Below are 21,572 nucleotides of genomic sequence, written 5' to 3'. Positions count from 1 at the left end.
AAACATCCCCAGTTAATTACTCGTCTTCACAAAATGCTTGCCGCAATCCAACTGTCCGCTTTTCCATTGGCAAATAACAAGAGTTGCCGACCCCTTTGTAGATTTGAGTCGGACGAAATATCTTATTATTCTGTAATTGCTCACGCCAGTGCGCCATCCAACCTGCTGAACGTGCTACGGCAAAAATGGGGGTGAAAAGCCCCGCATCAAAGCCCATCTCTTTATAAAGTATCCCCGAATAAAAATCTACATTCGGATAAACCCCTTTATGGCTCAGCAATTCTTCACACACTTTTTCGACTTCCATTGCTGTTTCAAAAGCCTTGCTCAAAGATCCCTGCTGACTTTTATTTTTCAGCAGTTGAGATGACAACTTTTGCAAAATCGTCGCACGAGGATCTTTGGTTTTGTATTCTCGATGCCCCATTCCCCAGATCACTTTCTTCTCTGACAACCGCTTTTCAATATAAGCGCGGGCATTTTGCGGAGACCCGATCTCATCTAACATTTCAATGACTTTTTGATTCGCACCCCCATGAAGCGGCCCCGATAAAGAAGCAATTGCAGAAGAGATGACAGAACAAGGATTCGCCAAGGTAGATCCGGTGACCATCGTCGTAAAAGTTGAGGCGTTAATGGTATGCTCAGCATGCAAAATTAAACAAGCATCCAACAGTCTTGCCCAATCTTTATCCGGTTCTTCACCCGTCACCATATACAGAAAGTTCTCAGCATAGGTCAGGTCTTTGCGCGGTTCGATCGGATCAAACCCATTACGCATATGCTCCCACATCGCGACTAGGGTTCCCATGTGAGAAATAATATTGACCGTTACTTCGTTGATATAGTCTTGGTTCTCTGTCCCACCCTTCATATACTCAGTACTGGGATAAAAACTCGCCAAGCTAGCCACAGCAACCTGTAGCATATGCATCGGGTGCGTCGTTGCCGGCAGGTTTTTCATAATTTCTCTTAAATTATATTTAACACGCCTGGCATTTCGCAGTTTCGTTTCAAAATCGGCTAATTCCGTTTCGGTTGGCAAATTCCCAAACAACAATAGTAAGGTCGTTTCCTCAAATGAGGAATACTCAGCCAACTCCATAATGTTGTAACCCCGGTAGGTTAACTCCCCCTTTTGTCCATCAATATAAGAAATTTCAGACTCGGTGGCGGGAACGCCTGCTAAACCAGGAATGTATTCCATAACTAAACCCTAATCATTGGTGAAAATGCTGGCTGCTTTCAATCAGGCATGAGCCAAGCATAAAGCGCTAGTGAGAAACTGTGCGCTTGGTTAAAATAATCGATTTGCCTTGGTGTACTGAGTTTCGTTAAACACCAAAAGAGGAACCACAACCACAGGTGGTGGTGGCATTTGGATTTTCAATCACAAAGCGCGCGCCTTGCAAGTCTTCAACATAATCAATTTTAGCACCGACAAGGTACTGAAAGCTCATTGGATCAATCATAAGCTTCACACCTTCTTTTTCGACAACGGTATCATCTTCTGTTTGGGACTCATCAAACGTGAAGCCATATTGGAATCCAGAACAGCCCCCACCCGTAATATAGACACGTAATTTTAATTCAGGATTACCTTCATCTTGAATTAATCCACTGACCTTCTCAGCAGCTGCTTCGGTAAAGTTAACAGGGGTTGGCATTTCAGACATGATCGTCTCCTAACTGAATGGCAATCTAAAAAACAATTGTAACAAATGCATTGCAAGCCGTCACGAATCTAAACACAATAAAGTGATAACACCCTGAGAGTCTTGCCACCACAAGCAACCCACTACGGCATGAGTGCAACCTGTTCTAAGGCAAGCGTTTCAGGCAAATCCAAGAGAATATTCATATTCTGCACGGCTTGACCGGCTGCGCCTTTCACTAGATTATCAATCACGGACAACACCACAACCTTTGAACCACCTTGGGGACGATAAACAGCCAAACGACACATATTCGACCCTTTGACCATCCTTGTTTCTGGCAAGCTCCCCAATGGCATCACATCCACAAAAGGCTCATCTTCATAAGTGGTCTCCAATATTGAATGTAGTGCCGCTTCACTGGCATCGGCAGTTAACGTCAAATACACACTCGACTCCATTCCCCGAACCATCGGTACCAGATGCGGCACAAAGGTCAAATCAACGGGTTGATCGACAAGTTGGTGAAGCTTTTCTTTCATTTCAGGTAGATGACGATGCCCTTTTGCCCCATAAGCTTTAAAGCTTTCACTCATTTCCGCACCCAACATCGCCACATTGGCACCTCTACCCGCACCACTGACACCAGACTTACCATCAGCAACAACACCATCTAAACTGACCAGGCCTGACCGCAATAAAGGCACAGCAGCCAACAAAATACTGGTCGGATAACACCCAGGGTTCGCAACCACTTTGGCTTGCCGAATTTGATCTCGAAAGAGTTCTGGTAATCCATAGGCCACGTCTGACATAACGTCAGGACAGCTATGCTCTAAACCATACCATTTGGAAAAGGTTTCCATATCTTCTATTCGGAAATCAGCCGCTAAATCGATGACTTTGACGCCAGCGGCGATTAACTTCGGGGCCATCTCCATCGCAACACCATGAGGGGTTGCAAAAAACACCACATCACACCCTAACAATACGGCTTCAGAGGGCTCCGAGAAAGCCAAATCGTAATAGCCTCGTAAATTTGGATACAAATCGGAGACAGACATCCCCGCTTCGCTGCGCGATGTAATGGCGACCACGTCCACTGCAGGGTGGTTTGCCAGTAATCTCAAAAGTTCGACACCGGTGTAGCCAGTCCCCCCAACAATTCCTACTTTATATGTCACTTGTTCCATTCGGTTTCTTCCATTTAGATGAAGCCTTATTCTATCACTGATAGGTTTCTAACGAAATCTCAGCTTTTTGAGTTCAAAAAAAACCCCTCAACCAAGAGGGGCTTTTTGAACATCAAGTGATGAGCGATTAAGTTACATCATGCCGCCCATACCACCCATGCCGCCCATACCACCGGCAGCGGCATCTGCACCATTATCAGCAGATGGTAAATCCGCTATGGCTGCACCAGTTGTTAACACTAAACCAGCAACAGACGCAGCGTTTTGTAATGCAGAACGCGTGACTTTAGCTGGATCAATGATTCCGGCTTCAACCATATCAACGTAAGTTTCAGATGCAGCATCAAAACCAATGTTTTCAGCCGATTCCATTACCTTGTTTACGATAACAGACCCTTCTAGACCACAGTTTGCAGCGATTTGACGCATAGGCTCTTCCATCGCACGTAAGGCAATTTCGATCCCAACTTGCTGGTCATCGTTATCCCCTTTCACATCTACTTTAGCGCGAGCACGAACCAAGGCAACACCACCACCGGCAACAATACCTTCTTGAACCGCAGCACGTGTGGCATGCAATGCATCATCAACACGATCTTTCTTCTCTTTCATTTCCATTTCAGTCGCTGCACCCAACTTGATAACAGCCACACCACCGGATAATTTAGCTAAACGCTCCTGAAGCTTCTCTTTATCGTAATCTGAAGTGGTATTTTCAACTTGAGATTTAATCTGTGCACAACGTGCTTCGATATCGGCTTTAGCACCGGCACCATCAATCAGCTTAGTACTGTCTTTCGCTACAACAGCAGACTTAGTTTCACCTAGCATATCTAAGGTGACATTTTCCAGTGTCAACCCAACTTCATCAGAAATCACGGTTCCGCCAGTTAAAACAGCCATATCTTGCAACATCGCTTTACGACGCTCACCAAAACCAGGGGCTTTGATTGCGGTGGCCTTAACGATGCCACGCATATTGTTAATAACCAATGTTGCTAACGCTTCACCGTCGACATCTTCCGCAATAATTAATAACGGACGTCCAGCTTTAGAAACGGCTTCTAGGGTTGGCAATAAATCACGGATATTGGAGATTTTCTTGTCATGTAACAAAATATATGGATTTTCCAACTCGGCAACCATTTTTTCTTGATTGGTCACAAAGTAAGGTGATAGATAACCACGGTCAAATTCCATCCCTTCAACCACAACCAATTCATCATGGAGTGAAGAACCTTCTTCAACGGTGATAACCCCTTCAGTGGAAACTTTTTCCATTGCATCAGCAATCATCTTACCAACCGCAGCATCTGAGTTTGCAGAAATCGTTCCGACCTGAGCAATCGAAGCCGAAGAAGTACAAGGCACGGCCATTTGTTTAATTTCTTCAACAACAGCATCAACCGCTTTATGAATACCACGGTTTAAATCCATCGGATTCATTCCGGCAGCAACGGATTTCATTCCTTCGCGAACAATCGATTGTGCTAATACGGTTGCAGTGGTTGTCCCGTCACCGGCGACATCATTGGTTTGAGAAGAGACTTCTTTAACCATTTGTGCGCCCATATTCATAAACTTATCTTCAAGTTCGATTTCACGGGCAACAGTAACACCATCTTTAGTCACTGCAGGCGCGCCAAATGATTTTTCAATCACCACATTACGACCTTTAGGCCCTAGCGTGACTTTTACGGCATCCGCTAATATATTGATACCTTCAACCATTTTTTCTCGGGAATCCATTCCAAATCTTACATCTTTTGCCATCTTTTAAATCCTTTCTATTAATTCGTTAACCGATTATGAATCGATAGGTCACTTAGTCAATGATTGCGATAATATCGTCTTCACGCATCACTTTTAGCGTATCGCCTTTATCATCTTTTACTTCCTGACCAGAATATTGTCCAAACATGACTTTGTCACCCACTTTGACCGTCATGGCAACAATCGAACCGCTGTCAGCTGCTTTACCTGGACCAACGGCAACCACTTCACCCATATTTTCTTGTTCTTGTGCTGAGCCGGGCAATAAAATCCCACCAGCTGATTCTTTTTGTTCTTCTACTTGTCGAATCACAACACGATCATGTAGCGGTTTAATATTCATGTATTTCTCCTAATAAAATAAATAATTCAAGGTGTTAGACTACCAAATACAGTTAAATTAGCACTCTATCACAGAGAGTGCTAATTATTTTATTGATTGATGAATCAGTGTCAACCCTTATAGTGACAAACAAATTATTTTCAAGAGACAGATTGAAAAAATAACTGATTTATGCGGACTCCGAACCAGCTCAGAGCGAAAAAAGAGTGGAATACCGGCAAAAATGGCATTGAAAGTAACCAGGCCTGGTTACTATAGATATTGACAAATAGAAAATGCTAAAGCGGATTTCACGACAAAAAAGAAAATTTACTGTTCAGCTATCACCAAGTTATCGCAATGAATTAAAAACTCACCTTCGCTATAACCTAATAAACCGTCAATTTCAGCAGACGCATGCCCCATAATCTGCTTCACCTCAAAATAAGCGTAGTTCACTAAACCACGAGCGATTTCTTGGTTATGCTCATTCACACAAATAACCAATTCACCTCGTTTGAACTGCCCAGAAAAACCCACAACCCCAATTGGCAATAGACTCTTTCCTGAGGATTGCAGTGCTTTGACAGCACCTTCATCTAGCACCAACTGTCCTTTCGCCTGCAAGTGTCCAGCTAACCAACGCTTTTTAGCCGTCATTGGCTCTAAGTCTGGAATCAACAAGGTTCCCAAACCGACTTCACCGGAAAGCAACCGAGGCAAGACGTTATCCTCTCGACCAGAGGCAATATAGGTTGCTGTACCTGAGCGCGCTGCACGCTTCGCAGCCATAACCTTGGTATACATCCCACCCTTACCTAAATGCCCGCCTTCAGGACTGGCCATGGTTTCAATATCTTTACGACTGACCTGAGCCTCAGTAATGAGCTTGGCCTGAGGGTTTGAACGGGGATTATCGTCATAAAGGCCTTGCTGATCGGTCAGAATAACCAAAACATCCGCTGAAACTAAATTCGCCGTTAATGCTGCAAGCGTATCATTATCTCCGAACCGTATTTCATCCGTCACCACCGTATCATTCTCATTAATGACAGGAACAACACCATGTTCTAGTAGTGTCTGAAGGGTATTAGAGGCATTGAGATAACGTGCCCGATTGGATAAGTCATCATGCGTCATCAGGATTTGTGCAGTATGAATACCATTTTTTGCAAATTCCGATTCATAGGCTTGCACCAACCCCATCTGCCCAACTGCTGCTGCTGCCTGAAGCTCGTTAATGGCCGAGGGACGCTTTACCCAACCCAAACGTTGCATACCTTCTGCAACTGAACCCGAGGAAACGATTACCAATTCAATTCCCTGTTCACGCAACGCCACCATTTGCACAACCCATTGCGCCAAAGCGGCGCGATTTAAACCCTGACCATCATTGGTGAGTAATGCGCTGCCAATTTTAACCACCCAACGACGGGATTTTTTGGAAATATCGGTACGAGTTAACATGGTTAGCGAGACTCCGAATGCGCTTCTTCAAGTGCTTTCAACCGGTTTTGTTCCAAGCCAAAAGCAACTTCTTTCACCAAGGATTCGGTTCCTTCACGATTCACTGCTGAAATTTGAAAGACGGGATCGGTCCAGTCTAGACGGTCAATAATTTGCTCACAAACTTCATTCGCTTCTTCTTCTAGCAACAGATCGGTCTTATTTAAGACCAACCAACGGGGCTTATCGGACAGCTCATGACTATAGGCTTCTAATTCTCTTTCAATAATACGTACCGCCTCCACTGGATCAGACTCATCCATGGGCGCAATATCAACCACATGCAGCAGCAACCCCGTACGAGACAAGTGCTTTAAAAACTGCACCCCAAGTCCAGCGCCTTCAGAAGCACCTTCTATCAGTCCAGGAATATCCGCAATGACAAAACTGGATTCTGGAGAAACTCTCACCACACCTAGGTTAGGATAGAGCGTTGTAAAAGGATAATTGGCTACCTTAGGTCTGGCTGCCGAAACCGCGGTAATTAAACTCGATTTTCCAGCATTCGGTAGACCTAGTAATCCCACATCCGCTAGCACCGCCAATTCTAGTCCAAGATTCCGCTCATCCCCTGGTTCACCAGGTGTAAATTGGCGAGGCGTTCGATTCGTGCTACTTTTAAAGTGAATATTACCTAGTCCATGCCGCCCGCCTTGCGCCACCAATAACCGTTGCTCGTGCTCGACCAAATCACCAATAACTTCTTGAGTATCAATATCTCGAACAATGGTTCCAACCGGTACAGGAATTTCTAAGTCCTGACCTGCCTTTCCGGTTTTTTGCTGCCCCATTCCCGATTGGCCATTTTGCGCTTTGTAATCATGCGTATAACGAAAATCGACCAATGTATTTATATTACGATCTGCAATTAAATAGACACTGCCACCATCGCCGCCATCGCCGCCATTTGGCCCACCAAACGGGATGTATTTTTCACGACGAAAACTGGCGACGCCATTTCCACCTCGCCCCGCTTGAACCCGAATACTGGCTTCATCTACAAATTGCATGATATAAATCCTAAGTGAATTGAAATCGTTATAAGGCTTCGACTACGCCGCAGCGCTACAAGAACCCCGTAAAGCCCTATTTTAACCAACCTTGACAAATTTTTTGATCAGAAACAAAAAAACCCCGAACCAGCCGGGGTTTTTTTAGAACCATTTAAACAGATTTCTTAGTTTGTTTGAATGGTTACATAAGTGCGAAGTGGCTTACCTTTGGTAACAAAAGCAACTTCACCGCTTTCTTTTGCAAACAAAGTATCATCTTTGCCACGACCAACGTTCGTGCCCGCATGAAACTTAGTCCCACGCTGACGTACGATAATGCTTCCTGCTGAAACTTGTTCACCACCAAAACGTTTTACACCCAATCGTTTGGCATTGGAATCGCGACCGTTTTTAGTACTACCTGCAGCCTTTTTATGAGCCATGGTGACATCTCCTATTTAACCTGCTTGTTCCCTACTCAGAAACAAGATCAAGTTTCAATTAATCGAATAACGTCTAAAAAATAAAACGTTAAAATTAAGCTGAAATACCTGTAATTTCAACTTCAGTATAGTTTTGACGATGGCCTTGCTTAGTGCGTGATCTGTTTTTACGACGACGGAACTTGATAATGGTGACTTTTTTACCACGACCGTTTTCTTTAACAGTCGCTGCAACCTTTGCCCCTTCAACAAGAGGTGCACCCAACTGAATGTCAGCACCTTCTCCAACCATCATGACTTGATCAAATTCTACGGTATCCCCTTCGTTTGCATTTAGGGACTCAACGCGTATCACTTGTCCTTCACGAACACGATATTGCTTACCACCGGTTTTAATTACCGCATACATATTTGGAAACTCCCGGTTTTGTTAATATTCCAATTCAATAATTCTGTTTTTCACACCGTCAGAAACGGCAAAGGCGGGATTATATATGGTTTTAAGCACCAGGTCAAACTTCATTATAAAAATATTTTCTTTTTCGGACCAGGCTTGCTTTCGCTATGATTTTTTTTGACAAAAAAACAATTACAGCTTTGCTTATCATGCAATTCATACTACACTTTAGCGTTTTAACGAGATTGGTTTTAATTTAAACTCATAATACTATGACACTCTCTGAAATACGCGCCCTCATTCAAGATGATATTCAAGCCACAGATCAGTTGATCTTGTCAAAATTGGCTTCCGATGTTGTCCTGATCAATCAAATTGGTCATTACATCATTAATAGTGGCGGCAAGCGCTTAAGACCATTACTGGTTCTACTCACAGCAAGAGCTTGTGGCTACCAAGGCCAACATCACCTGACACTGGCAGCCGTGATTGAGTTTATCCATACGTCTACCTTATTACATGACGACGTGGTCGATGAATCAACGACCCGTCGAGGCAACCAAACAGCAAACGAAGTCTGGGGCAATGCGGCCAGCGTACTTGTTGGAGACTTTTTGTATTCGCGCTCTTTTGAAATGATGGTTGAACCCGGCAATATGCGCGTCATGGAAATCTTATCCGAAACCACCAATGTTATTGCTGAAGGCGAAGTACTCCAACTTTTAAACTGTCATGATGCAGATACCTCAACCGAGCGCTATATGGAGGTCATTCATCGAAAAACAGCAAAACTATTTGAAGCCGCAACCCATCTTGGCGCCGTCCTTGCCGAAACACCGGAATTCGAAAACTGTTTAACTGAATATGGACGCCACCTAGGTGCCGCCTTTCAGCTTATCGATGATGCTCTCGATTATATGGCGGATGCCTCTACACTTGGTAAGAATTTAGGCGATGATTTAGCCGAAGGCAAACCCACGCTCCCGTTAATTTATGTCTTGGAAACCGGCACAGAAGCAGACAAATTACTAGTCCGTAGAGCCATTGAGACAGAAGGCATTTCGCTATTAAAAGAAGTCACTGAAGCTATTCAAAGAACTGGCGCGATTGATTACACCCAACAAGTTGCTGCTGAAGAGGTGAAAAAAGCCAAACAAGCCATTTCAGATTTTCCTGACTCTTCATACAAAAACGCTTTAATCTCGTTAGCAAACCTTGCGATTCATCGCAACCACTAAGCTCTCCATCAGCTGAAGTCGTTATTTGTCGGACAAGACTTTAGTCGGCACCTTTTTCTGATCGGGGAAATGCTTTTTAATTGCCGACTTTAATTCAGCCTGCTGTTTCTCCACTTGCTGAACCGCAATTTCGTCTTCAATTTCTTTACGCTCAATTTCCACAAACTCTTTATACAAGTCTAGATTAGACACCTTCGTCTTATCCCAATCAATGCGACGCATTAGCCAACTGATAAAAAACCGGATCACATGACATTCATCCAGACTGGCATAGAGCAATTCTGGTGTTGGCCTAAAACCATGCAAGCGTTCAACCAGAATCAGCTGTTGAACACTATCAGGACGAATACGAATATACCCCTGATTATTTTCATCCAAGGTTGTACTGTAATAAAGCCTAACCACTTTATTAATACTAAACATGGCTTTGGTTAAAATAGTGGACTCATGCTTTCCATTAATGCCCACCGTATGAATAAAGATATTCTGAGTCATAATGGCTCTTGCAAACCGTTCAACCTCATCAAATGGCACTTCGTTCGCTTTGACATTTCGACCCTGTTCGACTTGATAAAACTCGTCCGATTTACGTTCTAATTTTTTGAAAAAATACCGTAATGCCGGTGTGATATTCGATTTACTCATAATTCGTGACCTCTATGTACAATATCGGCCAAAACCCCACTAGCTTGAGTCAAATCATCCATAAAAAAACCCCTTTAAAAGGGGTTTCTTGTAATTCTTTTTCAACCATTGAGCCATGCAACCCTAGAATGGAACATCATCATCGTCAAAGTCATTGGGCGTGTAAGCAGGAACCTGCTGCGCTGGTGAGGCTTGTTGTGGTTGGCCACCATAATTTTGCTGTGCTGGCTGCTGGTGCTGAGGGACTTGACCAAATCCTCCAGCCTGCTGCTGTTGCGGCTGTGGTCTCGGCTGACCACCCGGCGCATTCATACCTGCACCAGGTGCTGAAAAATTATCATGACCTTGACCTGCATCATAGGGCGCATCACCACCACTTTGACGATTGCCACCGCCCAGCATTTGCATCTGACCATTGAAGTCGAGCACGACTTCGGTGGAATAGCGATCCTGACCGGTATTCGGATCTTGCCACTTTCGGGTTTGTAGTTTCCCTTCTAAATAAACCTGAGCACCTTTGGTTAGATACTGACCTGCAATCTCTGCCAACTTACCAAAGATGACCACTCGGTGCCATTCGGTCTTTTCTTGCTTTTGCCCTGTGGCCTTATCATTCCACTGCTCAGAGGTCGCAACATTTAAATTCGCTATCGCGTTTCCATTTGCCGCATACTTGACCTCTGGGTCTCTACCAAGGGTTCCGACCAAGATTACTTTATTGACACCTCTTGCCATCGTTCTTCTCCATGTTCTTTTTTAAGTGTTAAATCATACCTTTTTAACAGCAAAAAGGGTATGCGATTTTAAATCAAGCTTCGTTCAATCCTTTTTCAAGATAGGCAACCAAACCTATTTCATCTATTTTCTTTCGATCAATTTTAAAGTAAACGCGCTGATCAGCCATCACAAACACCACTTCATGCACGCCATCATAAGAGAGCAGTTTTTCGCTAAGCTGCTCCTGTTCCGCATCAGATAATTTGACCGAGTAATGTACTGAGGCAATGCTTAACGGCAATGGATTGGCCATGGACTGAGCCATAACAAACCAGACGAATCCGATAGCCGCGGTAAATAAGAACAGTCCTTCCAGGCTATACATCTCATAAAACCAGCCGCCAATAAAGCCTCCCGCCGCAGCGCCAAAGAATTGACTACTGGAATAGACACCACTGGCCGTTCCTTTTTTATCAGCTGGCGACAGCTTAACAACCAAAGAAGGTAGCGATGCCTCAAGCAAATTAAAAGCGGTAAAAAAGATTAATAACCACAAGAAAAGCGTCCAAAACCCAGATGCACCATACAACAACGCCAGCTGCATTAGGGCGATGGTTAAAATAGCCCCCACAAAAATGGGTTTCATTCTACCTTTAGATTCTGCTTGAATAATAAACGGAACCATTAAAACAAACGACAACAACATCACTGGCAAATACAATTCCCAATGACTTAATGAGTTGAGACCAGCCAGGTCACGAATCATAAAAGGAACCGCAATAAACATGGCGGTTAAGGTTGCATGCAACACGAACACACCGATATCTAAACGCAATAATTGTGGATTTTTGATGACGTCTTTAAATTGACTCGGGTCGGCTTCAGCCTCTCTTTGAAAGGATTGACTGGTAATCGCAGGGACTGCAAACAGGACTAAAAAGATGCCTAAAACGCCCAGGCCTGCAATAATCCAGAAAATCCCTCTAACACCAAAAAGCTCTCCCAAAACAGGGCCAGCAACCAGCGAGGCGGTAAAAGACAAACCAATCGTGATACCCACAATCGACATAGCCCGTAACCGGAACTGTTCCGACACTAAATCCGCGACCGTTGCCATTAAAACAGCTGCGACTGCACCCATCCCTTGGATTGCACGACCTAAAATCATCATCTCAATTGAGTCAGCTAAGGCACAGATAATGGAACCAGCCATAAACACCAACATACCAACAATAATGAGCGGTTTACGACCAAACCGATCTGACAACATTCCATAAGGGATTTGCAATACCGCTTGCGTTAATCCATAAATACCAATGGCTATCCCAATTTGAGTTCCGGTAACCCCTTCGAACTCTTGTTGAGCAAACAGTGCGAAAACGGGAAAGATCATAAACAACCCTAGCATTCGGGTTGAAAAAATTCCTGCAATAGAGAAGGCAGCCCTTCTCTCAACGGGGTTCATCTGGCGACGCTGTTCTAACATCAAATACGGTCCTATTTATGGCGAAATTAACTAACACCTTTTGTCATCGAGTCTAGAATGATCATTGATACTCTACCCTTCGATATCGGCACATTGAAAGTTCGGCATTATATCACTGTTAAAGGGATTTTAGGTATGGGAACACATTTTGCCCCAGACTCAAACTTCTGATTAAAAATCGACCCCTATTATTTGGAATATCAGCCTATCGTTTGGCACTGCTTTATAACCCTGTGCAACACTTGGTTTTGCTATAATAACGGTTTTGCTTCACCATAAGGCTGGCGACGAATGCTAGAAGAAATTATTGTCCGAGGGGCTCGCACCCATAACCTCAAAAATATTGATGTGACCTTACCACGGGATAAGCTAATAGTCATTACTGGCTTGTCGGGTTCAGGAAAATCTTCATTGGCTTTCGATACGATTTATGCAGAAGGTCAAAGACGTTACGTCGAGTCATTATCGGCCTATGCACGCCAATTTCTTTCAGTGATGGAAAAACCGGATATTGACCATATTGAAGGGTTATCTCCCGCGATTTCGATTGAACAAAAATCAACCTCCCATAACCCCCGCTCTACGGTCGGAACCGTCACGGAGATTTATGATTATTTAAGACTCCTTTATGCAAGAGCCGGCACTCCTCGCTGCCCAACACACCATTGTGATTTAGTCGCACAAACCGTTAGCCAAATGGTAGACCACACGTTAGCCTTACCGGAAGGCAGTAAATGCCTTTTGGTTGCACCCATTGTCAGAGGCAAAAAAGGCTCGCATCAAAATTTGCTTGATGAACTACAGGCACAAGGTTACTTACGCGCCCGCATTGACGGCAAACTCATGGAGCTAGATGGGTCTATTGCGCTCAATAAAAACCTCAAACATGATATTGAAGTGGTGGTCGATCGATTTAAAGTTCGGGAAGACATTAAACAACGCTTAGCAGAATCGTTTGAAACGGCACTCCACTTGGCTGAAGGCATTGCACTGGTACTGCCTATGGATTCTGATGACGATTTCCGTTTGGTGTTTTCAGAACGTTTTTCTTGTCCAGAGTGCGGTTACTCTGTTGCTGAGTTGGAACCCCGAATATTTTCGTTCAATAACCCGCATGGAGCTTGTCCTGCTTGTGACGGATTGGGCGTCAAACAAACCTTTGATGCCGATAAAATTGTCATACACCCTGAGCTTAGTCTTGCAGGGGGGGCTATTCGGGGGTGGGATCGTCGCCACAAATACTACTACGACCTACTCAAAGCCGTTGCTGATTATTACCAATTCGATATGGAAACCCCTTGGCAAGCACTAACAGCTGGTCAGCAAGAGATAATATTGTATGGTTCTGGTAAGGAAAAACTGCCGTTACCCCACGGCCGCTATGCTGATACTCGCCGTTTTGAAGGGGTTATTCCCAATATGGAGCGCCGGCTCTTAGAAACGGAAAGCAAATCCGTTCGTGATGAGTTGGAAAAATTCCGAGTTTCCCACCGTTGCCATAGCTGCGGTGGAACTCGCCTAAATGAATCCGCACGCAATGTCTTTGTGGCAGAAAATACGTTACCTGAGTTAACCTCTCAACCGATTGGTGAGCTCCATGCGTTTTTTCAACAACTTTCACTGGAGGGTAGCAAAGGGCAAATCGCTAAAAAAATTATTAAAGAAGTTCACAGTCGCTTATCTTTTTTAGTCAATGTCGGCTTAAACTATCTGAATCTAAACCGAAGTGCGGATACCCTTTCAGGAGGGGAAGCACAGCGCATCCGCCTTGCCAGCCAAATCGGCGCAGGACTGGTTGGCGTAATGTATGTACTCGATGAACCCTCAATTGGATTACACCAACGAGACAACGACCGCCTCTTAAGCACGCTCAATCATTTAAGAGACTTGGGCAATACTGTGATTGTGGTCGAACATGATGAGGATGCGATTCGTTCAGCCGATTATGTGTTGGATATTGGTCCTGGTGCGGGTATTCATGGAGGACGCATCATTGCACAAGGCACGCCAGAAGCTGTGATGCAAACAGAGGCCTCCTTAACAGGGCAGTATCTGACCGGCAAAAAGGCCATTGAAATCCCACAACAGCGCCTGTCCCTACCCCAAAATTGGTTGAAAATCACAGGGGCGTCCGGAAATAATTTACAAGATGTCAATTTGGAAATTCCTGCGGGATTACTGACCTGTATTACAGGCGTCTCTGGCTCAGGTAAATCGACCCTTATTAATGAAACACTCTATAAAATTACCGCAAATGCCCTTAATAAAGCGCAACTTGAGCCTGCACCCTACCAAGCGGTTACTGGTCTTGAACATTTTGACAAAGTGGTCAATATTGATCAAAGCCCGATTGGACGTACTCCCCGATCTAACCCAGCGACCTATACCGGCCTTTTTACACCGATCAGGGAATTATTAGCTGCCACCCCTGAATCTCGCACCCGAGGTTATACCCCTGGACGCTTTAGCTTCAATGTTAAAGGTGGACGCTGTGAAGCTTGTCAAGGCGATGGTGTGATTAAGGTGGAGATGCACTTCTTGCCGGATGTATATGTCGCCTGTGATGTCTGCAATGGTCATCGCTATAACCGCGAGACTTTACAGATCCAATACAAGGGTAAGAACATCCATGAGATTCTCGACATGACGGTTGAAGATGCCCGCGCCTTTTTTGATGCCATCCCTGTGCTTGCTCGAAAGCTGAATATGCTCATGGAAGTGGGCTTAGGCTATATAAAACTGGGACAAAGCGCGACGACACTTTCTGGTGGGGAAGCTCAAAGAGTTAAGCTTGCTAAGGAACTATCTAAAAGAGATACCGGCAACACCCTCTACATTTTAGATGAACCCACAACAGGCTTGCATTTTCATGACATAGAGTTATTATTGAAAGTCATTAAAAATCTACGTGATCAAGGAAATACTATTGTCATTATCGAACACAATTTGGACGTGATCAAAACGGCAGATTGGGTTATTGACCTTGGGCCGGAAGGTGGGTCAGGCGGAGGGTATATCATTGCGACAGGCACACCAGAAATGCTTGCATCCCAACCCGATTCTCACACGGGGTATTACTTAAATATCATGCTCAATAAACCCCCTTCTCAAAAATGACCAGGCCTGGTCATTTTTGCGGGCTAAAACGCAAAAGCTAGGATACGATTTGTTGATTTCAATACCTTCAAATTCAAAACGCTTTTTAGGGCAATAGGTGAATGCCCATTAAACTCGTTCCTTTATTTTGCGCCTTACTCTATTGTAGTCAATTGGCTGCCAAGCCCCTCTACGAAAAATGGCAATCCATTGACTATATTCAGAAAGCCTTTCTGGAAGTGGCACTCAAAAATGAGTTTAACCCAAGCCATCAACAGTTAATTCGATGGCAAAAGCCAATACATTATTCTGTAGAATTTTTGAAAATGCCCCCCAACCCTCTCATCAATAATTTAATCACCGCTCAACTCAAACATTTACAGAAAATCACTAAACACCCCATCCAGCCCTCACAGACAACTGCTAATTTGAATATTATTTTTACTCAGGGAAATTATTACGCGACTGCGATCAAACGCTTTACCCAAAGTGCGATCAAAAATTTGGCACAGGACAGTAACTGCATGGGGAGTTTCCAAGTCAATCGACGTAGTGAAATCACGCATGCTACCGTTATTATTCCGGTTGATAGAGTGATGGGGGATGGACTATTAGTTGCCTGTATCGTTGAAGAGACGACACAGATTATGGGCTTACCAAATGATTCTGACTGGGTCTTCCCAAGCATTGCAAATGATAAAAGTAAAATTGAGTTACTCACTGGCTTGGATTATATCTTATTAAAATTACTATATTCTGAAGCACTTTCACCGGGTATGAAAGCTCAACAAATCCAACCGATTATTAAGAAGATGTTGATTAAATGGGAAAAAAACCGAACCATCAAACGCGCACCCTTTATTGTCAATCGTTCAGGCCTTTATCCGTTAGTTAACTAAGTTTTCTGCTGAGCTGTGGAGGCAATATCTTTGATAACCAACCCTGCAAGCATCAAACCATATATACCTGGCATATAACTCGCCGTTCCATTAACAACCCGTCCTCTAGCCCCCTCAATGGACTCCATTGGCCCTGGGCGCATAGGAAGTTCCTGTGAAAAAATAACTGGAATCCCCTTTTTAATCCCCTGTTTTTTTAACCTTTGCCTCATATTACGAGCTAAAGCACAAGTATGCGTTTTTGAAATATCAGTTATTGTGATCTGGCTAGGATCAATTCTGCGGCCGGCCCCCATGCTTGAATAGACTTTCAATCCTTGTTGATAAGCCGTTGCAACCAAAGCCACTTTGCAGTTCAAACTATCGATGGCATCAACAACGGCATCAAACTGACTAGATAAGACAGATGTCATATCCTCTGGCTTTAAAAAGCTTTTAACCAACGTCACTTCACACTGTGGATTAATGTCTAAAATACGCTTCGCCATGACTTCGACTTTAGGCTGTCCCAAAGTAGAATTTAAGGCCACAATTTGACGGTTCAAATTTGAGGGTGAAACAACATCATGATCAATCAACGTTAATTTGCCAATACCCGCTCTTGCCAGAGCCTCTGCAACAAAACCACCAACACCGCCAACACCCGCAACGAGTACATGTGATTTTTGTAACTGAGCAATTCCCTGTTCATCAAAAACCAATAAACTTCTTTCAAATAATGCCTGCATATCACTTCCTCATCAAAACTTGTTGCGCATTATAACGTGTTTGGTCAATCACCTCATCAACAGAACAACTTAATAAACTTGCTACTTTCTCGGCTATTAGTAATAAAGCATCAAATGGGTTACTCGCTGGCAAGTTTTTTCCATAAGGGGCATCTGTCTCAAGAACCAAGCTGGCTAACCCTATCTCTTGTACCATTTGATGATAGCGCCTTGCATTTGGATTGAGTAACACGCCATTGACACCTATAAGCATTCCCTGCTTGATAAATTGCTTGGCCATCTGGCTACCGCCAGCAAAACCATGCATAAATCCGAACCCTGCACATTCATTTAGTAGATGTAACGTTTCATTGTGTGCTTTGTAGCAATGAATGGAGACTGGCAAGTCATTTTGGACAGCTAATCTTAACTGATGTTCAAATACTGATAATTGTTGTTTTTTATAGGGCAGGAACTTGCTTGAAAAATCTAAACCAATTTCACCTATTGCGCTTATTGTTGAGTTGTTAACTATGAGATATTCTAGTGACTGTAAATGTAAGCGATAGTTATCATTTACAAACCAAGGATGCAAGCCAATAGCCCCAGAGACTTGATGGTATGTTTTAGAGAGTGAAAGAGTGTTTTGCCAATCCTTGGGCTCCGTACCGACACTAAGGAAATCAATATCTGAAGGAAGGATTAAGGATGTTCCTGAATCAGTATTGAATTGTACGGCAAGAAGGTGGCAATGGGTATCAAATAATCTAGACATAAAAAAACCAGCTTTCGCTGGTTTATAATTTAATCTTCAGATGTTTCATCTGTTGCTTCTGGTCGATCAACCAGTTCAACATAAGCCATTGGGGCATTGTCACCTGGACGATAACCGCACTTTAAAATGCGAATATACCCACCAGGTCTAGCCTCGTAGCGAGGACCTAACTCTGAAAATAATTTCCCGACAGCAGCTTTATCTCTCAAACGAGAAAAAGCGATACGACGGTTATGAACACTGTCTTGCTTCGCTAATGTAATTAGCGGCTCTGCAACACCACGCAATTCCTTTGCTTTAGCAACCGTTGTCTTAATCAACTCATGTTGAATGAGAGAGGCGGACATGTTGCTAAACATCGCTTTACGATGTGAACTATTGCGATTTAATTTACGACCACTTTTACGATGACGCATGGTAGTTTCCTTTAAATTATACTGACTCTCTACTGACCAAACTTGAAGGTGGCCAGTTCTCGAGCTTGGTACCTAAACCTAGTCCTCGTTGTGCAAGAACATCTTTAATTTCTTGCAAAGATTTCTTACCAAGGTTTGGGGTTTTTAACAAACTTGACTCAGCTCTTTGAACTAAATCACCAATATAGTAGATCTGCTCTGCTTTTAAACAATTAGCAGAACGAACTGTTAACTCTAAATCATCAACTGGCTGTAAGAAAATGGGATCAAATTCATTCTCTTCTTCTTCTTGAACCACAATTTCTTTGTGCTTAAGGTCAACAAATGCAATTAATTGATAATGTAGAACCGTAGCAGCTTGTCTAATAGCCTCTTCTGGGTCAAGTGTCCCATCAGTGACAACATTAAGAATAAGCTTATCAAGATCCGTTCGTTGTTCAACACGCGCATTTTGAACTTCATAGCTGACTGTTTTAACAGGGCTAAAACTGGCATCGAGTTTTAAAGCACCGATACTAGAAGAGTCCGCATCCGTTGATTGAACAGCAGCGCGATAACCAATACCCTTCTCCACTCTCAACTTCATTGAAAGCTCTGCACCCTCACCTAAGTGAGCAATCACTAGGTCAGGATTCATAATCTCAGTATCGTGGTTTAGCTGAATATCTCCAGCTGTAACGACAGCAGGACCCTTCTTAGATAAGGTGAGTTCTGCCTCAGACGATTCGTTTAGTTTAATTGCGACTTCTTTGAGATTTAACATGATCTCTAGAACATCTTCACGAACACCTTCAATTGAAGAATATTCGTGCAAAACGCCATCTATTTGAGCTTCAACAATGGCGGCACCCGGCATAGAAGATAATAAGATTCTTCTTAAAGCATTCCCCAAAGTGTGACCAAAACCACGCTCTAGAGGCTCAAGAGTGACACGGCTATTAAAACCGCTAATTGTTTTAATATCTACCAGACGTGGTGTCAGTAGCTGCTCTAACATCTCTTGCATTAGAAGTTATCTCCGTTTCTATGGGTTACTTAGAGTAAAGCTCAACGATTAAGTTCTCAGAAATATCCGCAGATAAATCAGTACGATCTGGTACAGATTTAAAAACGCCTTCAAACTTACTGGCATCCACTTCTACCCACCCAACATTTGTAGATTGAGCATTGAGTTCTAATGCAGTAGCAATACGAGTTTGATTACGTGATTTTTCTCTAATACTAATGACATCACCAGCCGAAACTTCAAAAGAAGGAATATTCACGGCCTTTCCGTTCACTTGAATCGACTTATGAGATACCAACTGACGTGCTTCAGCACGTGTAGATGCAAATCCCATACGATAAACAACGTTATCTAAGCGACTTTCTAAAAGTTGTAACAAGTTAACACCTGTTGACCCTTTACGTCGATCAGCTTCTTTGTAATACAAACGAAATTTCTTTTCAAGAACGCCATACATACGACGAACTTTCTGTTTTTCTCTTAACTGTAAACCATATTCTGTAACACGTTTACGACCCGCACCATGCTGCCCTGGAAGTTGATCAATTTTACATTTAGATTCGATGCTTCTCACACCGCTCTTCAAGAAAAGATCTGTACCTTCCCGACGTGATAGTTTACATTTTGGACCAATATATCTAGCCATCTTCTACCTCTGAATTTTAAACACGACGTTTTTTAGGTGGACGACAACCATTATGAGGAATAGGAGTTACATCAGAAATTGAACTGATTTTGAAACCTACACTATTAAGTCCTCTAACTGCTGAGTCACGTCCAGGGCCTGGCCCTTTAACCATAACATCCATATTTTTAACACCATACTCTGTGGCCATCTGACCAGCACGCTCTGCTGCAACCTGAGCCGCGAAAGGCGTACTTTTTCGTGAACCACGGAAACCACTGCCACCAGATGTTGCCCAACATAAGGCATTCCCTTGACGGTCAGTAATTGTCACGATGGTGTTATTAAAGGTTGCATGTACATGTGCAACTGCGTCAGTTACAACTTGTTTTGCTTTCTTTTTAACACGTGAATTTGCTTTTGCCATATCTAATCTCTAATTTATGCTTAACGCTTAATAGGTTTTTTAGGACCCTTACGAGTACGAGCATTATTTTTGGTTCGCTGGCCTCTCAAAGGCAAGCTACGACGATGACGAATTCCTCTATAACATCCCATGTCCATCAATCGCTTGATATTCATAGTTACATCACGACGAAGATCACCTTCAATTTTAAACTTAGTCACTTCGGAACGAAGTGCTTCTAACTGTTCTTCTGTCAGTTCACGAACTTTAGTAGTTGGATCAATTTTGACATCTGAACAAATTTTCTGTGCAGTGGTCTGTCCAATACCGTAGATCGATCTCAATCCAATTACAACATGCTTGTTAACTGGTATATTTACGCCGGCAATACGAGCCATTTTGCGCTCCTTAACTATCCATCTACCAAAAAACGAGCGATTATACTCATTTTATGGATTAATTACTAGTAGTAACCTTTAATTATCAACCAATTAAAACTTACCGACCCTTTAGATTTGCTTTTTTCATCATACTTTCATATTGACCAGATTGAAGATGGGCTTGAATGTTCGTCATAAAATCCATCACAACAATCACAATAATCAATAAAGATGTACCCCCAAAATAAAAAGGTACATTCCAATATAAGATCAAAAACTCAGGCAATAAACATACAAGCGTAATGTAAATTGCACCTGCTAGAGTTAATCGACTCATAATGGTATCTATTCTTCTGGCAGTCTGTTGTCCTGGTCGAATTCCAGGAATATATGCTCCAGACTTTCGAAGGTTGTCTGCTGTCTCATTGGGATTAAAAACAATTGCTGTATAGAAAAAACAAAAGAAAATAATCGCCATTGCATAAAACATAATATATAAAGGCTGACCGGGAGACATCGTTGTGGCAATATCCTTAAGCCATCCCATGTTTTCAGCTGTACCGAACCAACCACCCAGTGTTGCTGGGAACAAAATAATACTTGAAGCAAAGATAGGGGGAATAACACCCGCCATATTTAATTTTAGTGGCAGATGACCTTCTTGACCGCCATACATTTTACGACCACGCATGCGCTGCGCATAATGTATAGGAATACGTCTTTGTCCACGCTCTACAAAAACAACAAATGCAATCACAACAAAGACCAAAGCCAATAGAACAAATGCTGTTATGGCATGCATTGCACCTGTATTAACTTGCTCAAATGTACCACCTAGTGCAGAAGGTAATCCAGCAACGATCCCGGCGAAAATAATCAAGGAAATACCATTTCC

23 protein-coding genes are annotated in these 21,572 nt (G+C 43.1%); 3 read left to right on the top strand and 20 right to left on the bottom strand.

Annotation, left to right across the window (positions count from 1 at the left end; all coding sequences use genetic code 11):
* Positions 1-16 precede the first annotated feature (16 nt).
* The 9 genes from CYQ88_RS08995 to rplU all read right to left on the bottom strand — a co-directional run bounded on the left by CYQ88_RS08995 (position 17) and on the right by rplU (position 8,293).
* On the bottom strand, positions 17-1,207 hold the full coding sequence (locus CYQ88_RS08995) for a citrate synthase (protein WP_101841026.1): 1,191 nt from the start codon (positions 1,205-1,207) through the stop codon (positions 17-19).
* Between the two features lie 127 nt (positions 1,208-1,334).
* The gene (erpA, locus tag CYQ88_RS08990) at positions 1,335-1,676 is read right to left on the bottom strand and encodes an iron-sulfur cluster insertion protein ErpA (RefSeq protein WP_101841025.1); all 342 of its coding nucleotides are present in this window, start codon (positions 1,674-1,676) and stop codon (positions 1,335-1,337) included.
* Positions 1,677-1,798: 122 nt separating this feature from the next.
* Positions 1,799-2,848 carry an N-acetyl-gamma-glutamyl-phosphate reductase gene (gene argC, locus CYQ88_RS08985; protein ID WP_101841024.1) on the bottom strand — a complete coding sequence of 350 codons (1,050 nt, stop codon included), beginning with the start codon at positions 2,846-2,848 and terminating at the stop codon, positions 1,799-1,801.
* Between the two features lie 132 nt (positions 2,849-2,980).
* Positions 2,981-4,621 (bottom strand): chaperonin GroEL, encoded by a 1,641-nt coding sequence (gene groL, locus CYQ88_RS08980; RefSeq protein ID WP_101841023.1) that lies wholly within the window; start codon positions 4,619-4,621, stop codon positions 2,981-2,983.
* A 52-nt stretch (positions 4,622-4,673) separates the two neighbouring features.
* On the bottom strand, positions 4,674-4,964 hold the full coding sequence (locus CYQ88_RS08975; RefSeq protein WP_101841022.1) for a co-chaperone GroES: 291 nt from the start codon (positions 4,962-4,964) through the stop codon (positions 4,674-4,676).
* Between the two features lie 309 nt (positions 4,965-5,273).
* On the bottom strand, positions 5,274-6,410 hold the full coding sequence (gene proB / locus CYQ88_RS08970; protein WP_101841021.1) for a glutamate 5-kinase: 1,137 nt from the start codon (positions 6,408-6,410) through the stop codon (positions 5,274-5,276).
* Positions 6,411-6,412: 2 nt separating this feature from the next.
* A complete protein-coding gene (cgtA, locus tag CYQ88_RS08965) occupies positions 6,413-7,459 on the bottom strand; it encodes an Obg family GTPase CgtA (protein WP_101841020.1) in 1,047 nt (348 codons plus the stop codon).
* Between the two features lie 167 nt (positions 7,460-7,626).
* Positions 7,627-7,884, bottom strand: coding sequence for a 50S ribosomal protein L27 (rpmA, locus tag CYQ88_RS08960; protein WP_101841019.1), 258 nt, complete (start codon positions 7,882-7,884; stop codon positions 7,627-7,629).
* 94 nt (positions 7,885-7,978) lie between these two features.
* Positions 7,979-8,293, bottom strand: a complete 315-nt coding sequence (rplU, locus tag CYQ88_RS08955) for a 50S ribosomal protein L21 (RefSeq protein ID WP_101841018.1) — start codon at positions 8,291-8,293, stop codon at positions 7,979-7,981.
* Positions 8,294-8,553: 260 nt separating this feature from the next.
* On the opposite strand from rplU, the gene ispB reads away from it, so the two are divergent.
* Entirely contained in the window at positions 8,554-9,519 is a 966-nt protein-coding gene (ispB, locus tag CYQ88_RS08950; RefSeq protein ID WP_101841017.1) for an octaprenyl diphosphate synthase, read from the top strand.
* A 21-nt stretch (positions 9,520-9,540) separates the two neighbouring features.
* Here the strand turns inward: ispB and CYQ88_RS08945 are convergent, their stop codons facing one another.
* From CYQ88_RS08945 to CYQ88_RS08935, 3 genes are all read right to left on the bottom strand, one after another.
* Positions 9,541-10,164, bottom strand: a complete 624-nt coding sequence (locus CYQ88_RS08945) for a hypothetical protein (RefSeq protein ID WP_101841016.1) — start codon at positions 10,162-10,164, stop codon at positions 9,541-9,543.
* Positions 10,165-10,287: 123 nt separating this feature from the next.
* Positions 10,288-10,899, bottom strand: coding sequence for a single-stranded DNA-binding protein (gene ssb, locus CYQ88_RS08940; protein WP_101841015.1), 612 nt, complete (start codon positions 10,897-10,899; stop codon positions 10,288-10,290).
* Positions 10,900-10,972: 73 nt separating this feature from the next.
* Complete coding sequence (locus tag CYQ88_RS08935) at positions 10,973-12,367, bottom strand: MFS transporter (RefSeq protein ID WP_101841014.1); 1,395 nt, start codon at positions 12,365-12,367, stop codon at positions 10,973-10,975.
* Between the two features lie 291 nt (positions 12,368-12,658).
* Between CYQ88_RS08935 and uvrA the strand changes: the two genes are divergently transcribed.
* Both uvrA and CYQ88_RS08925 read left to right on the top strand, forming a co-directional pair.
* On the top strand, positions 12,659-15,484 hold the full coding sequence (gene uvrA / locus CYQ88_RS08930) for an excinuclease ABC subunit UvrA (RefSeq protein WP_101841013.1): 2,826 nt from the start codon (positions 12,659-12,661) through the stop codon (positions 15,482-15,484).
* A gap of 101 nt (positions 15,485-15,585) precedes the next feature.
* Positions 15,586-16,362: a DUF2927 domain-containing protein gene (locus tag CYQ88_RS08925; protein ID WP_101841012.1), complete on the top strand. Its 777-nt coding sequence runs from the start codon at positions 15,586-15,588 to the stop codon at positions 16,360-16,362.
* On the opposite strand, the gene CYQ88_RS08920 is transcribed toward CYQ88_RS08925, so the two are convergent.
* From CYQ88_RS08920 to CYQ88_RS08885, 8 genes are all read right to left on the bottom strand, one after another.
* Positions 16,359-17,090, bottom strand: coding sequence for a ThiF family adenylyltransferase (locus CYQ88_RS08920; protein ID WP_101841011.1), 732 nt, complete (start codon positions 17,088-17,090; stop codon positions 16,359-16,361). The two genes, CYQ88_RS08925 and CYQ88_RS08920, sit on opposite strands and share 4 nt — an antisense overlap.
* A 1-nt stretch (position 17,091) precedes the next feature.
* Positions 17,092-17,844 carry a TatD family hydrolase gene (locus tag CYQ88_RS08915; protein WP_101841010.1) on the bottom strand — a complete coding sequence of 251 codons (753 nt, stop codon included), beginning with the start codon at positions 17,842-17,844 and terminating at the stop codon, positions 17,092-17,094.
* A gap of 29 nt (positions 17,845-17,873) precedes the next feature.
* Complete coding sequence (gene rplQ / locus CYQ88_RS08910; RefSeq protein ID WP_101841009.1) at positions 17,874-18,260, bottom strand: 50S ribosomal protein L17; 387 nt, start codon at positions 18,258-18,260, stop codon at positions 17,874-17,876.
* 16 nt (positions 18,261-18,276) lie between these two features.
* Positions 18,277-19,266, bottom strand: coding sequence for a DNA-directed RNA polymerase subunit alpha (gene rpoA / locus CYQ88_RS08905; protein ID WP_101841008.1), 990 nt, complete (start codon positions 19,264-19,266; stop codon positions 18,277-18,279).
* Between the two features lie 25 nt (positions 19,267-19,291).
* Positions 19,292-19,912, bottom strand: coding sequence for a 30S ribosomal protein S4 (gene rpsD, locus CYQ88_RS08900; protein WP_101841007.1), 621 nt, complete (start codon positions 19,910-19,912; stop codon positions 19,292-19,294).
* Positions 19,913-19,928: 16 nt separating this feature from the next.
* Positions 19,929-20,318, bottom strand: a complete 390-nt coding sequence (gene rpsK / locus CYQ88_RS08895) for a 30S ribosomal protein S11 (RefSeq protein ID WP_101841006.1) — start codon at positions 20,316-20,318, stop codon at positions 19,929-19,931.
* Positions 20,319-20,338: 20 nt separating this feature from the next.
* Positions 20,339-20,695: a 30S ribosomal protein S13 gene (rpsM, locus tag CYQ88_RS08890; protein ID WP_101841005.1), complete on the bottom strand. Its 357-nt coding sequence runs from the start codon at positions 20,693-20,695 to the stop codon at positions 20,339-20,341.
* 100 nt (positions 20,696-20,795) lie between these two features.
* The coding region (locus CYQ88_RS08885; protein ID WP_143483778.1) for a preprotein translocase subunit SecY at positions 20,796-21,572 on the bottom strand (777 nt) is incomplete at its 5' end.

Origin of the sequence: Hydrogenovibrio sp. SC-1 (genome assembly GCF_002848135.1) — a bacterium.
GTDB lineage: Bacteria > Pseudomonadota > Gammaproteobacteria > Thiomicrospirales > Thiomicrospiraceae > Hydrogenovibrio.
The sequence above is the reverse complement of the archived record's forward strand: the minus strand, read 5'-3'. Positions and strand labels throughout refer to the sequence as shown.

What these genes read in the sequence shown, in the direction of transcription:
- CYQ88_RS08995 (WP_101841026.1), bottom strand. Translation starts at nt 1,207, where the DNA reads ATGGAATACATTCCTGGTTTAGCAGGCGTTCCCGCCACCGAGTCTGAA.
- erpA (WP_101841025.1), bottom strand. Translation starts at nt 1,676, where the DNA reads ATGTCTGAAATGCCAACCCCTGTTAACTTTACCGAAGCAGCTGCTGAG.
- argC (WP_101841024.1), bottom strand. Translation starts at nt 2,848, where the DNA reads ATGGAACAAGTGACATATAAAGTAGGAATTGTTGGGGGGACTGGCTAC.
- groL (WP_101841023.1), bottom strand. Translation starts at nt 4,621, where the DNA reads ATGGCAAAAGATGTAAGATTTGGAATGGATTCCCGAGAAAAAATGGTT.
- CYQ88_RS08975 (WP_101841022.1), bottom strand. Translation starts at nt 4,964, where the DNA reads ATGAATATTAAACCGCTACATGATCGTGTTGTGATTCGACAAGTAGAA.
- proB (WP_101841021.1), bottom strand. Translation starts at nt 6,410, where the DNA reads ATGTTAACTCGTACCGATATTTCCAAAAAATCCCGTCGTTGGGTGGTT.
- cgtA (WP_101841020.1), bottom strand. Translation starts at nt 7,459, where the DNA reads ATGCAATTTGTAGATGAAGCCAGTATTCGGGTTCAAGCGGGGCGAGGT.
- rpmA (WP_101841019.1), bottom strand. Translation starts at nt 7,884, where the DNA reads ATGGCTCATAAAAAGGCTGCAGGTAGTACTAAAAACGGTCGCGATTCC.
- rplU (WP_101841018.1), bottom strand. Translation starts at nt 8,293, where the DNA reads ATGTATGCGGTAATTAAAACCGGTGGTAAGCAATATCGTGTTCGTGAA.
- ispB (WP_101841017.1), top strand. Translation starts at nt 8,554, where the DNA reads ATGACACTCTCTGAAATACGCGCCCTCATTCAAGATGATATTCAAGCC.
- CYQ88_RS08945 (WP_101841016.1), bottom strand. Translation starts at nt 10,164, where the DNA reads ATGAGTAAATCGAATATCACACCGGCATTACGGTATTTTTTCAAAAAA.
- ssb (WP_101841015.1), bottom strand. Translation starts at nt 10,899, where the DNA reads ATGGCAAGAGGTGTCAATAAAGTAATCTTGGTCGGAACCCTTGGTAGA.
- CYQ88_RS08935 (WP_101841014.1), bottom strand. Translation starts at nt 12,367, where the DNA reads ATGTTAGAACAGCGTCGCCAGATGAACCCCGTTGAGAGAAGGGCTGCC.
- uvrA (WP_101841013.1), top strand. Translation starts at nt 12,659, where the DNA reads ATGCTAGAAGAAATTATTGTCCGAGGGGCTCGCACCCATAACCTCAAA.
- CYQ88_RS08925 (WP_101841012.1), top strand. Translation starts at nt 15,586, where the DNA reads ATGCCCATTAAACTCGTTCCTTTATTTTGCGCCTTACTCTATTGTAGT.
- CYQ88_RS08920 (WP_101841011.1), bottom strand. Translation starts at nt 17,090, where the DNA reads ATGCAGGCATTATTTGAAAGAAGTTTATTGGTTTTTGATGAACAGGGA.
- CYQ88_RS08915 (WP_101841010.1), bottom strand. Translation starts at nt 17,844, where the DNA reads ATGTCTAGATTATTTGATACCCATTGCCACCTTCTTGCCGTACAATTC.
- rplQ (WP_101841009.1), bottom strand. Translation starts at nt 18,260, where the DNA reads ATGCGTCATCGTAAAAGTGGTCGTAAATTAAATCGCAATAGTTCACAT.
- rpoA (WP_101841008.1), bottom strand. Translation starts at nt 19,266, where the DNA reads ATGCAAGAGATGTTAGAGCAGCTACTGACACCACGTCTGGTAGATATT.
- rpsD (WP_101841007.1), bottom strand. Translation starts at nt 19,912, where the DNA reads ATGGCTAGATATATTGGTCCAAAATGTAAACTATCACGTCGGGAAGGT.
- rpsK (WP_101841006.1), bottom strand. Translation starts at nt 20,318, where the DNA reads ATGGCAAAAGCAAATTCACGTGTTAAAAAGAAAGCAAAACAAGTTGTA.
- rpsM (WP_101841005.1), bottom strand. Translation starts at nt 20,695, where the DNA reads ATGGCTCGTATTGCCGGCGTAAATATACCAGTTAACAAGCATGTTGTA.